We start from the raw sequence: 13,746 nt of genomic DNA on the forward strand, positions 1-13,746 counted from the left end.
GTACTGGCCGTGCACGGACTCAGGCGTTACGGATACCTGCGAGGACCGCATCGCCTATGGCGTCGGTCGCCCGCGTATCCCCGGCATGGGCGGCTAGATCGTGGCTCACCGCAGCGCGCAGACGCGTACCCGCTCGGGCCGCGGCCGGATCCACTTCGCCCATCCAATCGAGCATCATTGCTGCGGTCAGCAGCATGGCAGCCGGCCCGGCCTTGTTCTGGCCGGCGATATCCGGCGCGCTGCCGTGGGTCGGCTCGAACATCGGCGGGCGCGAACGATCCGAGGGATTGAGATTGGCCGAAGGCGAGACCCCCATACCACCGTTCAGCACTGCGGCGAGATCGGTCAGAATATCGCCATGCAGGTTCGAAGCCACCACCACATCGAACATCCAAGGGTGGGAGACGAACTTCATGCAAGCTGCATCGACCAGCTCGTGGTGGGTGGCGACGTCCGGGTAATCCTCGGCAATCTTGGCGAACATCTCGGTATACATATCGCCCCAGAATTTCTGGGCATTGCGCTTGGTCACCAGGCAGACCTGGCTGGCACGCTGGCCGGCGCCGAACTGGCGCTCGCGTCCTTCCTCGCCACGCTGGGCCGCTCGTGCCTGGGCCTGTTCGAAGGCATGACGAATAATGCGCTCGGTGGCCCGATGCGTGAACACCGCCGTCTGGGTGACCACTTCGTTTGGCGTGCCGGCCGCCAGCCGACCGCCCTGGTTCACATACTCGCCTTCACTGTTTTCGCGAATGACCAGCATGTCGATGTCGTCGGCTCGCGGATCGGCCAGATACTGCGGGGCCCCCTCGAGACGCCGGACCGGCCGCTCGCAAACCCACTGATCGAACCCCTTGCGGATTTCCAGCAACGGCGCCAGCGAATCCGAGTCCGACAACAGATAGCGATCGGGATGGCTGGTCGGCCCGGGATCGCCGAGCGCACCGAGCAGGATCGCATCGTAGTCGGCCAGCCGCGTAAGATAATCGGCCGGGGCCGATTCGCCATACGCTTCGTGCCAAGCGTGCGAAGGCCAGTTGAAGGTGTCGTAGTCAATATCCAGATCGTCGTCGGCCGCCGCCAGCGCATCGAGGGCACGCGTGGCCTGGGCAACGACTTCCGGGCCGATTCCGTCGCCGGGCAGAACGGCGACTCGCCATGTCTTTTTCGCAGTCATGCAGCGAGGCTACCACCGCATGTTCGTCACGCCTATAGACGAAAGCCGTGCCGGGCGCCAACCCCGGCTATCATGGTCGGGCTGCGCGCCGTGCACGGAAGAACACGCGCAATAGATCGGCGCTCGCTTCGGCCAGTACGCCCCCGGTATGAGCCACACGATGATTGAGCCGGGGCTCGTCGAGCACCTGGAATATCGAATGCACCGCCCCGGCCCGAAAATCATCGGCGCCATAGACCACGCGAGCGATACGGGCATGGCCGATCGCTCCGGCACACATCGCACAAGGTTCCAGCGTGCAGTACAGCGTCGCCCCCGGCAGTCGGTAGTTGTCGACCATACGACAGGCCGCGCGGATCGCAGCGATCTCGGCATGCGCAGTGGCATCCGCGGCTTCGATCGGGCCGTTGCGCCCGTACCCCAGGACGACTCCATCGCGGACCACTACCGCGCCAACCGGCACCTCGCCGGCGGCCTCGGCCGCACGAGCCTGATCGAGGGCCAGCCCCATCCAATAACGATCGGCTGCCCGAGCATCGTCGGGCATCGGTGTTTCGGACATCGACAAGGACAGCGTGGGCGGCGCGCCTAGGATACGCCAGACGCAGGTGCCGACTCGATGCCAAGCCGAACGGCCAGCTCGCCCAGTTCGCGTTGCAAGAAATCCAGGCATAACCGAACCCGGGGCGCCAGATGGCGCCGATGGGCATACAGCGCATGAATATCGGCAACCGGCATTGGCGCCCGATCGAGCACCGTAACCAGTCGGCCGGCGGCCAGATCGTCGGCCACGTCCCAAATCGATTTGAGCACCAGCCCAGCCCCGGCCAGCGCCCATTGATGGGCGGTACGGCCCTCGTTGCAGGACAGCCGTCCACCTACGCGTACGTTGCGGCCATCGGCAAACCGCCATTCGCCGACCGGCGGCTCGCCCATGACGATACAACGATGCGATGCCAAATCTTCAATCACCCGAGGATAGCCGTGGGCCCGCAGATAGGCTGGCGCGGCACAGATCACGCGACGATTGGGCGCCAGACGTTTGGCGATCAGGCTGGACTCGGCGAGTCGACCGAAACGCACGGCCAGATCGATGCCGTCCTCGACCAGGTTGATCCGATCATCGCTGGCATGCAGATGAATCGACAGCGTGGGGTGTTCCCCGGCAAAGCGCGCCAACAGCGGCGCCAGCCGATCGGCAAAGGCGACCGTGGTCGTGATCCGTAATACGCCTACGGCGCTGCCCGTGCCCCGCAGGGCTTCGGCCTCGGCAGTTTCAATATCGGCCAAAATCTGCTCGCAGCGCTGCCGATAGCGCGCGCCCTCGTCGGTCAGCGACAGATTGCGCGTAGAGCGATGCACAAGGCGGGTGCCAAGACGCTGCTCCAAGCCGGCCAGCCGGCGGCTGACCACGGCCGTCGACAAGCCGAGGCTGCGGCCAGCCGCAGCCAGGCTGCCGGCCTCAACCACCTGGACGAAAGTCCGCATTTCCACACAGGTATCGGCCATCGCACCGTCTCCATCAATGTTGCATATATTGCAACAGTTCATTGACCTTGCCGCCACTTCAATTCGCCAAGCGCAAGATTTAACGTTACAACACAGGCATGGCAACGGCAGGTGATCATGGCGTCATTGACCAATACGCAGGTGCTCGTAATCGGTGGCAGTTCGGGCATTGGCTATGCGGTGGCACGCCGCAGTGCCGAGGCTGGGGCCGCTGTCACGATCGCTTCACGTTCGGCCGACAAGCTGCAGGCCGCGGCCGATGAAATCGGTCACGGCGTCACGACGGCGCCTCTCGATACCGGCGATAACCAGGCCGTTGAACGTTTCTTCGCGGAGCGTTCGGCCTGGGATCACATCATCGTCTCATCGGCTGCTACGGCGCGCGGCGGTATGCGCACGATGTCGTTGGACGATGCGTATCGCTCGATGGACAGCAAGTTCTGGGGCAGTTATCGCACCGCCCGAGCGGCACGGCTGACCGAACACGGCACGCTGACTCTGGTCTCCGGCTATCTATCGGAGCGCCCATCGGCCGGCGCGACCCTGCAAGGCGCGATCAACGCCGCCATCGAGGGGCTGGTCCGCGGGCTGGCCCTAGAACTGGCGCCGGTACGCGTGAACGCGGTTTCGCCGGGCCTGATCGATACCGCGCTCTGGAACGAGATGGCAGCGCCCTCGCGCCGCGAACTGATGACTCAGACCGCAGACAGCTTGCCGGTCGGGCGTGTCGGGCGCGCCGGCGATATCGCCAATGCCGTGCATTATCTGATGATCACCGGCTTCGCGACCGGTTCAGTGGTACGCGTCGACGGGGGCGGAGCCATCGTCTGATGGTCGCCCTCGACCACGTTACGCTGCGTACCAATGCGCTCGATGCCACCCGCGATTTTCTGGTCGAGCTGCTCGATCTAAACGTGGGCTATCGTCCGAATTTCGGTTTTCCGGGCTACTGGCTGTATGCCGATGAGAGGCCGCTGGTACATCTCATTCCCGGGCCGGGCGGTGCGGTCGAACGCAACGCCGAAACCATCGACCATGCTGGTTTTCGCGTGGCCAACGTCGAACCGATACGGCAGAAGCTCGAGCAGCGTGGCCTGCCCTATTCCCAGCAAACGATCGCCGAGCTTGGCGAGGATCGGCTGTTTACGCTGACGCCGACCGGCCTTCTGATCGAGCTCGTGGCTCGCAAGGACCACCGATCATGACGCTCGGAGACGTTCACCATGCCGCGTGTCGCGGCCCGCGACACGCGCCGCATGATCGATTCTATGCCCGATTCATCGTTTGCAAACAGCATACCCACAAGAGCCACCAGCTGGATGGCAGACATCGCTTTTCGTTACATCCGACGATCGGCCAGCTGTCGTACCTGTCGTCCCATGATTCGTCACGCCACGTGTTTTTTCAGCCAGCCGATATGAATGCCTGTACGGCACACCGGCGGCACCTCGCCCCAGCCCTATGAGCTGTTGGTGAGACAGCTCGCTTCGAGATCAGCGATGCGGGCAACGCACCCGATGCCAGCCCCGGCACGCTGTGTTATCGACGAGCCGAGAGACAACACAGCGAATACGCCCGAAGGACTGATGCTCGCGAACGCAGTGTCTATATTTTTTGCATTCAGATAAGGACGATTCATGAGCACCGACAAGCGAACCGCCTTGGTGGCCGGTGCCGCCGGCATCATCGGCGATGCCACCATCCGCGACCTCACCGAACACGGCTGGCGTGCCCGCGCGCTCGGCCGCAATAAAGTCGACGGGTTCGACACCATCTCGGTCGATCTGAGCGATGCCGAGGCGACCCACGCCGCGCTCGCCGCGGCCGCCGATACGACCCATGTGTTCTATTCTGCCCTGGCCCCGGACGACAATCTGTCGATCGAGGCCGAGCGCAACGGGCGTATGCTCGGCCATCTGATCGATGCCCTGGAGGCTGCCGGCGCACCGCTGGCGCGCGTGATCATCCACCAAGGCTTCAAAATTTACGGCATTCATCTGGGCGCCAAGGTCCGCACTCCGGCCCGGGAAGCCGATCCGCCGCATATGCCGCCGAATCTTTATCAGGCCCAGGAAGCCCAGCTCAAAGCCCGATCCGACAAGGCCAGCTGGGACTATGTCGCCCTGCGTCCGGATCTAGTGGTCGGCGATGTCTACGGCAATCCGATGAACATCGCCCTGGTGATCGGCGTCTATGCCGAGATCTCACGAGCGCTCGGTATTCCGCTGCGTTTTCCCGGCAACGACTCGGCCTATCGACAGCTAGTCCAGGCCTGCGATTCGCGGCTGTTGGCCCATGCAGCGCGCTGGGCGGCCACCGAGGCGCCCAGCGGCGAAGCCTATAACGTGACCAACGTCGATACCTTCCGCTGGGATCGGATATTCGAGGACGTAGCGGCCCACCTGGGACTAGAACTGGCCCACCCGGTACCGCTGACGCTGACCGAACACATGGCCGATAAGGCCAGTCTGTGGCGTGAACTGGCCGAACAACACGACTTGATCGAGCCCGATCTCAACAAGCTGGTTGGTTGGGGCTTCGGCGATTTCATCTTCAATACCGAAACCGACGTCGTCTCGGACACCAATAAGATCCACGAGGCCGGCTTTACCGAGCGCATGGATTCATCGAAATCCCTTCTGGCCGCCATCGACCGACTCAAGGCCCGGCGGGTCATTCCCTGAAACCGCACGGCTTGAAACCAGCCGGCACGGCCCGAGGATGAGTCCAGACAAGCCGTCGTTCACGACGCCATCGCACATTGACCGGGTCACATGGCCCGTGCCCGTCTTTCCACTTAAATGTCTACAAAGGACAACGCATGAAAATTGAACTCAACGGCAAGACTGCTCTGATCACCGGCTCGACCGGCGGCATCGGTTTGGCTATCGGCAAGGGCTTGGCCGAATCCGGCGCAACCGTGGTCCTCAACGGCCGCAAACGCGAGCGCGTAGATGCTGCGATCGCCGATCTAAAGGCCGCGGTCCCGAACGCCGACGTTCGCGGCGTGACCGCCGATCTCGGCACCGCTGACGGCTGCAACGAAGTTGTCGAAGCCGAGCCTAACGTCGATATCCTGGTCAACAACGTCGGCCTGTTCGGCCCGCACGATTTCTTCGATGTGCCAGACGACACCTGGCAGCAGTTTTTCGACGTCAACGTGATGTCGGGCGTGCGTCTTTCGCGGGCTTATGCACCGCGGATGCAGGCCAACGGCTGGGGCCGGATCGTGTTCATGTCGTCGGAGTCGGGCATCAACATCCCGGCCGATATGATCCACTACGGCTTTACCAAGTCCGCCAATCTATCGGTCTCGCGTGGCCTGGCCAAGCGCCTGTCCGGTACCGGGGTGACGGTCAATGCCGTGCTGCCCGGCCCGACGCTGTCCGAAGGCGTACAGGACATGCTGCGTGAAGGTCAGGAACAATCCGGCAAGTCGATGGAAGCGTTCGCGGCCGATTTCGTACAGAACGAACGGCCGAGCTCGATCATCCAGCGCGCGGCAACCGTCGAGGAAGTCGCCAATATGGTGGTCTATGTTTGCTCGCCGCTATCCTCGGCAACCACGGGCGCGGCGCTGCGCGTCGATGGCGGTGTGGTCGATACTCTGACTTAAAAACATACCGCGACGATCGGCAAAACAAAGCCCGTACGCCGCAAGCGTACGGGCTTTGTTTATCTTAGGGGTCTTCGAGTGGGCCCCAGAACGCTAACCCTGATCCTCGCTACTGGCCTTACGCCCGATCGAGGCCGGATTGTTGAAGGCCTTGAGCAGCTCGTCATAGGACAACGTCTCGCCGGGCGGGTCTTCGTTGTCCAGTTTGGGCTTGGGCGCACCCGGCTGTTTGAACCAGTATTCCGCGCTCTTCTTCGGATTGAGCTTAGGCGGCGCAATTTTTTCGAGCTTGGCAATCTCGATCCGGTGCATGACGTTATCCATGTCTTCAGCAACCGCGTCCATGCCTTCCTGGGGCGTGAGCGAACCACTGTTGATCTTGGCGATATTCTTCCACCAGGCGGAGGTCAGCTTGCCATAGGCCGGCACATTCACCCCGGTCGGCGTCCAGTATTTATGCGCCGGACTGCGGAAGAATTCGACCAGGCCGCCAAGATAAGGCGCGGCTTCGCCCATCGGCTTGGAGTTGATATCCGAGGTCCGGAACGGTGTGAGCGCCGCCAGGCTCTTGCGTAGCGATACCGACTTGCAGATACAGAACTGGGCATAGAGCCAACTCGCAGCGCGTTTTTTGGCATCGGTGGCCCGCGGCAGCATCCAGGAACCGCAGTCTTGGTAACCGAGCTTCATGCCGGCTTCCCAGTACGGACCATGGGGCGACGGGGCCATGCGCCATTTCGGTGTGCCGTCATCGTTGACCACCGGCAGGCCGGGCTGGGTCATGCTCGGCGTGAACGCGGTATACCAGAAGATCTGCTGGGCGATATGGCCCTGGGCCGGCACCGGGCCGGATTCGGAAAACGTCATGCCGGCGGCTTCGGGCGGCGCATATTTGTCCAGCCATTCCTTATATTTGCGAATAGCATAGACGGCGGCCGGGCTGTTGGTCGCCCCGCCGCGTTCGACCGAAGCCCCGACCGGATTCAGATCGTCGTTGACCCGGATACCCCAGTCGTCGACCGGGCGGCCGTTGGGCAGGCCCTTGTCGCCGGCGCCGGCCATCGACAGCCACGAGTCGTGGATACGCCAGCCCAGCGACGGCGATTTCTTGCCATAGTCCATATGGCCGTAGATGCGTCTGCCGTCGAGGTTCTTGACCTTGTTGGTGAAAAAGTCGGCGATATCTTCATAGGCCGACCAGTTGACCGGCACGTCCAGGTCGTAGCCGTATTCTTCCTTGAACTGTTTCTGCAGATCCGGCCGGTCGAACCAGTCCTTGCGATACCAGTACAGATTCGCGAACTGGCCGTCTGGAATCATGTACATCTTGTCTTTCCAGGAGACAAAGCTCTTGCCGATGAAATCGTCGACATCGAGCGTCGGCAAGGTGACATCCTTGCCCTCACCGGTCATGTAGTCGGTGATCGAGATCACGTCGTCCATGCGCACATGGGTGCCGATGAAGTCCGAATCGTTGATATAGATATCGTAGAGCGAACGGCCGGTCGCCATCTGCGATTCAAGCTTACTCACGACATCGCCTTCCTGCATGATGTCGTGCTTGACCTTGATTCCGGTGATCTGCTCGAACGCCTGGGCCAGTATTTTGGATTCGAACTGATGGGTGCCGGTAACTTCGGAGACGGCAGTGATGGTCATGCCCTTGTAAGGCTGGGCCGCGTTGATGAAGTACTCCATTTCCTTCATCTGCTGGTCGCGGGTCAGCGTCGAGGGCTGCAGAAAGTTGTCGACCCAGTTTTCGGCGGCTTTTTTACCGCTCGCGCCCTTGCCATAGTTCTTGTAGTCGGGAATCTTGCCCAGGGGCGGCAATTCATCACTGCCGGATGACGTCGCGGCCGCCGCGCTCGACCCCACGAACGGCACTGCGGCCATCCCGGCCGCGGCCGCCGCACCGCTGCGCAAGAAATTACGTCGATTGGCGTTGAACCCCCGCGGCGTCTTCGACGCCGCCCGACCCTTGGGATCGTCCTCTTGCTTTTTAGTCATCTCGATCTCCTTCCGATCGCACTATGAGCCGGCCCGCATAACCACGAACCGGGATTGTTCCCGGGCAGCCCCGTCTGTCCGATCAACGCAGGGCGCCCGGCTTTGAATTGTTATTGTTTCGTCAACCGAACAGCACCAATACGGCCACCAGCACCACCACCAAGGCCAGCAGATACCAGCTGGTCAGCGGCACCAAAGCCACCCATAGCGCTGTGAGATAAGCCGAAGCCAGCAGCCCGATGAACAGCCGGTCGCCGCGTGTCGTGCGCATCGGAATGATCCAGCCGCGACGTTCGCGGGTCGGCGATATGAGCTGCCAGACGGTCATGCCGACCAGCAGACCGGCAATGGTCGCGAAAAAGATCGCGGTCGGCAGGGTCCAGAGCATCCAATGCATGGGCAAACTCCTGTTCTGGTACGTACTAGACGCGGCCCAGCGCGAAACCGGAGGCGATCCGGTGGCGCACGAACCAGATGACGATGATCCCCGGGATGATGGTCAAGGTCCCGGCAGCGGCGAGAATGCCCCAGTTGGTGCCCGAGGCAGTGAAAGCGCTGCCCATCATGGTCGCGATGGGAGTGGCGTTACTGGTGGTCAGCGTCTGTGCGAGCAGCAGCTCGATCCAGCTGAACATGAAGCAGAAAAAGGCAGCCACACCGATGCCCGAGCCGATCAGGGGTAAAAAGATCTTGATGAAGAAGCGCGGCAACGAATAACCGTCGAGATAGGCGGTTTCGTCGATCTCGCGGGGCACGCCAGACATGAACCCTTCCAGAATCCAGACCGCCAGCGGCAGGTTGAACAGCGTATGCGCAAGTGCGACCGCGAACACCGTGTCGAACAAGCCAATGCTGTGATAGAGCTGGAAATAAGGGATCAGAAACACCGCCGGCGGCGCCATCAGATTGGTCAGCAGCCAGAAAAAAAGATGCTTATCGCCGAGAAAGTCGAAACGGGAAAAGGCATAGGCCGCCGGAATGGCCAGTGGCAGCGTGATCGCCACGTTGAGCAACACATACGACAGCGAATGCAGAAACGCCCCCTGCCATTCGGGACGGCCGAAGATCGTCCGGTAGTGCTCGAGCGTCCACTCGTGGGGCCACAGCGATAGCTGGCTGATGATTTCGTGGTTGGTCTTGAACGACATCATGACCAGCCAGTACACCGGGATCAGCAGAAACAGGATGAATAATGCGAGGCCGATACGACGTACCATCTCATTCACTCCCCTGGCTGGTACCAACCCGGGTTAGCACCAGATAGAACACATAGCTGATCAGTAGAATGATCAGGAAATACAACAGCCCGTAGGCCGCGGCCTTGCCATACTCGAACTGGCCGATGGCGGTATTGGCCAGCATCTCGGTCATGAAGGTGGTCGAATCGCCCGGCCCGCCGCCGGTTACGGTCAGTGGTTCGGCATAAACCTTGAAGCTGTAGACGAAGCGCAGCAGGATCGCGATGGTCAGCACACCGCGCAGCTTGGGCAGCTCGATATAGCGGAACACCGCCCAGCGCGAAGCGCCGTCGATACGCGCGGCCTGATAGAAGGCGCCCGGAATCGCGCACAGGCCTGCATAGCACAGCAGCGCGACCAGCGACGTCCAGTGCCAGACGCTCATGATCACGACCGTGAACCAGGCCGACAGCGAGCCGGTCGAATAGTTGTAGTCCAGATGCAGCCAGTTGTTGACGAAGGCCCCGAACAGGCCGATATCGCCACGGGCGAAGATCTGCCAGATCAGACCGACCACATTCCAAGGCACCAACAATGGCAGCGCCAGCACCACCAGTACCGGGCCAACAGCACGACCGGTGCGCGGCATGGTCAAAGCCACCCCGATGCCTAGTGGCACCTCGATGCCGAGCACGATCGCGGTATAGATCACCTGGCGAAAGAAGGCGCCACGAAATTCATCGTTGGTCAACGCTTCGCGAAACGCCTCCCAGCCGATGAAGGCATGGTTTTCCATGCTGAACACGATCTGGAGGCTGTAATTGACCACCGCCATGAACGGGATCAGCGAAGCGAACGCCACCAGCAACGTCGCCGGCAGCACGAGAAACCATGCCTTGTTATCGGAAAAGCGATTGTCGTTCATAGCTATACCTCGCTGCCGATCAGACGTTCGTTGCGATACAGACAGACCCACTGCCATGGGAACGTCACGGCCAATCGGTCGCCCAGGGCCGTCCCGGCCTCGACCGGCAGCTTGATCTTGATCTCGTGGCCTTCCAGCTCTCCGGTGACCAAACGAAACTCACCCATATCGGCCACCCGCCGTACAGCGACCGGCATGCCCTCACCGTCGTTGGCGCGATTAACGAACTCCGGTCGGATGCCGAGCTTGTAATCGCCCTCGCCGTGCGCGCGTGCCGCTGAGGCCTGCGCCTCGGTCAACGCGATGCGTTGCTCGCCGACCACGGCCTGCCCGTCGTCGATTCTGCAGGGCAGAAAATTCATACCCGGGCTGCCGATGAAATAGCCCACGAAGGTATGCTCCGGGCGCTCGAACAGCGCCTGCGGCGTACCGACTTGTACGATCTCACCGTCCGACATCACTACCACCTGGTCGGCGAAGGTCAGTGCTTCGATCTGATCGTGGGTGACATAGATCAGGGTATGGTTGAACTGCTTGTGCACTTCCTTGAGCTGGCGTCGCAGGCGCCACTTGAGCTGCGGGTCGATCACGGTCAGCGGCTCATCGAACAGGATCGCCGAGGTGTCGTCCCGCACCAGACCGCGCCCCATCGAAATCTTCTGCTTGAGTTCTGCCCCCAGCCCGCTGGCGCGTTTTTTGAGCACGTGATCGAGATCGAGCATGGCCGCGACTTCGCGCACCCGTTTATCGATATGCGAGCGCTGCACCCGTCGGTTGCGCAGCGGAAACGCTAGGTTGTCGTACACGCTCATCGAATCGTAGAGCACCGGAAACTGGAACACCTGGGCGATGTTGCGTTTTTCCGGCGACATCTCGGTCACGTCCTGGTCGCCGAACCAGACCCGGCCTTCGGAAGGTTTCAGCAAACCGGAACAGATATTGAGCAGCGTGCTTTTGCCACAGCCAGACGGCCCAAGCAGGGCATAGGCACCGCCGTCTTCCCAGCGGAAATCCATTGGCTGCAGCGCATAGTCGCCAGGCTCGCCGCCTCGGCCAGCATAGCTGTGGGCGACTGCGTCGAAACGGATCAAAGCCATAGTCGAATTCCTAGCGTTGCCGGTTTGCGGCGATTTCCGGCGAATGCACCAGCTGCTCGTCCAGGTCGAAGACGAATAGCTTCTCGGTATCGAAGGCGAGCGCGATCTCGGCGCCCAGTTCGTACTGATGCACGCCCGACTCGACCGCAACCCAAGGACGATCGGCGATATGGCAATGCACGTAGGTATCCGAGCCGCTGATCTCGGTGACGTCCACCGTCGCCTGCATACGGTGACTCGAAGCTTCACGGTCGATCGATAAATGCGCCGGCCGGATACCGAACAGATAAGCGCCATCGGCCAGATCGGACAAAGCTCGCGGCCGCGTGGTACGCAATAGATCGGCGAGCGTCAGTTCCTGGCCGGCGAGCTCGCCGGCCACGATATTCATCGGCGGATCGCTGAATACGCTGGCCACGTGGGTGGTGGCCGGTGCGGCATAGACCGAGGCCGCATGGTCGCACTGCAGGAGCCGGCCCTGTTCGAGTACTGCGGTGCGGCCACCGAATGCCAGCGCTTCCCAGGGATCGGTGGTCGCATAGACGACCATCGAACGCCGCCCTTCCAAAGCCCGCGGCAGCTCTTCGCGCAGGGTTTCGCGCAGCTTGTAGTCGAGATTCACCAGCGGTTCATCGAGCAGCACCAGTTCGGCGTCGCGCACCAGCGCACGCGCCATAGCGGTTCGCTGCTGTTGGCCCCCGGACAACTCGGCCGGTAGCCGATCCAGCATGGTTTCGATACGCAGCCGCTCGGCCTCGGTACGCACCCGACGATCGATATCCGCAGATGACATACCGGCGATACGCAGCGGCGAAGCGATGTTTTCGTAGACCGTCAACGACGGATAATTGATGAACTGCTGGTAGACCATGGCCACATTACGCTTACGCACGGGCCGCCCGGTCACATCCTCGCCATCGATCAAAACACGGCCGCTGGTTGGCTTATCCAGACCGGCCATCAAACGCATCAACGAAGTCTTGCCCGACAGCGTCAACCCCAGCAGCAGCGATAACGCCCCACTTTCCAGCTCGAGATCCGTCGGTGCGATATGGGTTTGTCCCCCGACCACCTTGGATACGTTGTCGAGCACTAGCGACATCGTATTGTCCTCCTAACGCACTGTGCTCCGACCCACCGGAACACGTATTTTTCTTAGTGGTGCCAGCCGATCCCGAAAGTCGGCTTAGGCCCTGGTACACGGCATGCGCCGCGACATATTTATTTAGTTGCGTTCGAGCATAGTGTTCGGTTTCGAAAACGAACAACTAGGCAAAGGTCGTAGTCGAAACCTAGCTGGGCCGGTGCGTCCGACTAATCGGCGATATGGACCGCGACCCCGTTTTCGGCTAACACCTCAGCCAGCGCAGGCGGTGGCGCGCTATCGGTAAACAAGGCATCGATGCTATCGACGATATTGCCGGCCCGAACCAGGGCATGACGGTTGTACTTGGTATGATCGGCAAGCAAGAACACCCGTCGTGCATTGGCGATGATCACGCGCAGCAGCCGTACTTCGCGATAATCGAAATCGAACAAAGTCCCGTCTGGTTCGATCCCCGAAATGCTCATCAGCGCATAATCAACTTTGAAGTTGTTGAAAAAATCCAGCGTCATCTCGCCGGTCACGCCGCCATCGATCGCCCGGCACGTGCCTCCGGCCACCATGACCTCGGCGTCCTTGCAGCCCGAGAGCATGCTGGCAATCTGCAGATGGTTGGTGATCACCCGCAGCCCCTTATGATCGCTAAGCGCACGGGCCGCCTCTTTGGTCGTGGTGCCCAAGGTTAAAAACAGCGAGGCATGATCCGGGATTTCCTGGGCCACCAGTTCCGCAATCCGGCGCTTGCCTTCCAAATTGAGCACTTGGCGTGCTTCGTAGGCGATGTTTTCCACCGTCGACGGCAGCCCGGCCCCGCCGTGATAGCGGCGTAGCAAACCGGCTGTACAAAGCGCATTGACGTCGCGGCGGGCAGTCTGCTGGGTGATGTCGAAGCTGCGGGCAAGCTCTTCGATTGCCACGAAGCCCTGCTGCTCGACCAGATCCACGATTTCGCGTTGGCGCGGCGTGGGCGCTCCCTCCTCCGAGGTCACACGGCTGGACGGTGTCATGGCATGTCTCCTTTTCGAATCCGTTCGGGTTGGCTCGTTTTCGATCGCGCCAGGGTCCGATGTCGCGCCGCTATGTGTGCCCCGAACCGCCAAGCCTCGTCCGTACATCCCAGAGCGGGCTATCT

Annotated in this window: 14 protein-coding genes; 4 read left to right on the forward strand and 10 right to left on the reverse strand. The window is 61.5% G+C overall.

Annotated features, from left to right (window positions below; genetic code table 11):
• Positions 1 to 19 precede the first annotated feature (19 nt).
• From V5738_RS12175 to V5738_RS12185, 3 genes are all read right to left on the reverse strand, one after another.
• The gene (locus tag V5738_RS12175) at positions 20 to 1,177 is read right to left on the reverse strand and encodes an isocitrate/isopropylmalate dehydrogenase family protein (RefSeq protein ID WP_423821073.1); all 1,158 of its coding nucleotides are present in this window, start codon (positions 1,175 to 1,177) and stop codon (positions 20 to 22) included.
• A 70-nt stretch (positions 1,178 to 1,247) separates the two neighbouring features.
• Positions 1,248 to 1,739, reverse strand: coding sequence for a tRNA adenosine(34) deaminase TadA (tadA, locus tag V5738_RS12180; RefSeq protein WP_423821074.1), 492 nt, complete (start codon positions 1,737 to 1,739; stop codon positions 1,248 to 1,250).
• A gap of 26 nt (positions 1,740 to 1,765) precedes the next feature.
• Positions 1,766 to 2,686 (reverse strand): LysR family transcriptional regulator, encoded by a 921-nt coding sequence (locus V5738_RS12185; RefSeq protein ID WP_423821075.1) that lies wholly within the window; start codon positions 2,684 to 2,686, stop codon positions 1,766 to 1,768.
• 117 nt (positions 2,687 to 2,803) lie between these two features.
• Between V5738_RS12185 and V5738_RS12190 the strand changes: the two genes are divergently transcribed.
• The 4 genes from V5738_RS12190 to V5738_RS12205 all read left to right on the forward strand — a co-directional run bounded on the left by V5738_RS12190 (position 2,804) and on the right by V5738_RS12205 (position 6,302).
• The gene (locus V5738_RS12190; RefSeq protein ID WP_423821076.1) at positions 2,804 to 3,517 is read left to right on the forward strand and encodes an SDR family oxidoreductase; all 714 of its coding nucleotides are present in this window, start codon (positions 2,804 to 2,806) and stop codon (positions 3,515 to 3,517) included.
• The gene (locus V5738_RS12195) at positions 3,517 to 3,891 is read left to right on the forward strand and encodes a VOC family protein (protein ID WP_423821077.1); all 375 of its coding nucleotides are present in this window, start codon (positions 3,517 to 3,519) and stop codon (positions 3,889 to 3,891) included. Before V5738_RS12190 ends, V5738_RS12195 begins: the two co-directional genes overlap by 1 nt.
• A gap of 432 nt (positions 3,892 to 4,323) precedes the next feature.
• Positions 4,324 to 5,370, forward strand: a complete 1,047-nt coding sequence (locus V5738_RS12200) for an NAD-dependent epimerase/dehydratase family protein (protein WP_423821078.1) — start codon at positions 4,324 to 4,326, stop codon at positions 5,368 to 5,370.
• Positions 5,371 to 5,507: 137 nt separating this feature from the next.
• Complete coding sequence (locus tag V5738_RS12205) at positions 5,508 to 6,302, forward strand: SDR family NAD(P)-dependent oxidoreductase (RefSeq protein ID WP_423821079.1); 795 nt, start codon at positions 5,508 to 5,510, stop codon at positions 6,300 to 6,302.
• A gap of 93 nt (positions 6,303 to 6,395) precedes the next feature.
• On the opposite strand, the gene V5738_RS12210 is transcribed toward V5738_RS12205, so the two are convergent.
• The 7 genes from V5738_RS12210 to V5738_RS12240 form a co-directional block, all read right to left on the reverse strand.
• Entirely contained in the window at positions 6,396 to 8,309 is a 1,914-nt protein-coding gene (locus V5738_RS12210) for an ABC transporter substrate-binding protein (protein WP_423821080.1), read from the reverse strand.
• A gap of 121 nt (positions 8,310 to 8,430) precedes the next feature.
• Positions 8,431 to 8,706 carry a DUF2160 domain-containing protein gene (locus tag V5738_RS12215; protein ID WP_423821081.1) on the reverse strand — a complete coding sequence of 92 codons (276 nt, stop codon included), beginning with the start codon at positions 8,704 to 8,706 and terminating at the stop codon, positions 8,431 to 8,433.
• A 25-nt stretch (positions 8,707 to 8,731) separates the two neighbouring features.
• Positions 8,732 to 9,526 (reverse strand): carbohydrate ABC transporter permease, encoded by a 795-nt coding sequence (locus V5738_RS12220; protein WP_423821082.1) that lies wholly within the window; start codon positions 9,524 to 9,526, stop codon positions 8,732 to 8,734.
• 1 nt (position 9,527) lies between these two features.
• Positions 9,528 to 10,412 (reverse strand): carbohydrate ABC transporter permease, encoded by an 885-nt coding sequence (locus V5738_RS12225; protein WP_423821083.1) that lies wholly within the window; start codon positions 10,410 to 10,412, stop codon positions 9,528 to 9,530.
• A 2-nt stretch (positions 10,413 to 10,414) separates the two neighbouring features.
• Complete coding sequence (locus tag V5738_RS12230) at positions 10,415 to 11,509, reverse strand: ABC transporter ATP-binding protein (RefSeq protein WP_423821084.1); 1,095 nt, start codon at positions 11,507 to 11,509, stop codon at positions 10,415 to 10,417.
• Positions 11,510 to 11,519: 10 nt separating this feature from the next.
• The gene (locus V5738_RS12235) at positions 11,520 to 12,611 is read right to left on the reverse strand and encodes an ABC transporter ATP-binding protein (RefSeq protein ID WP_423821085.1); all 1,092 of its coding nucleotides are present in this window, start codon (positions 12,609 to 12,611) and stop codon (positions 11,520 to 11,522) included.
• A gap of 212 nt (positions 12,612 to 12,823) precedes the next feature.
• Positions 12,824 to 13,621: a DeoR/GlpR family DNA-binding transcription regulator gene (locus V5738_RS12240; protein ID WP_423821086.1), complete on the reverse strand. Its 798-nt coding sequence runs from the start codon at positions 13,619 to 13,621 to the stop codon at positions 12,824 to 12,826.
• Between the last annotated feature and the right edge of the window lie 125 nt (positions 13,622 to 13,746).

It is taken from the genome of Salinisphaera sp. SPP-AMP-43, from assembly GCF_049568105.1.
In the GTDB taxonomy this organism is placed as follows: Bacteria; Pseudomonadota; Gammaproteobacteria; order Nevskiales; family Salinisphaeraceae; genus Salinisphaera.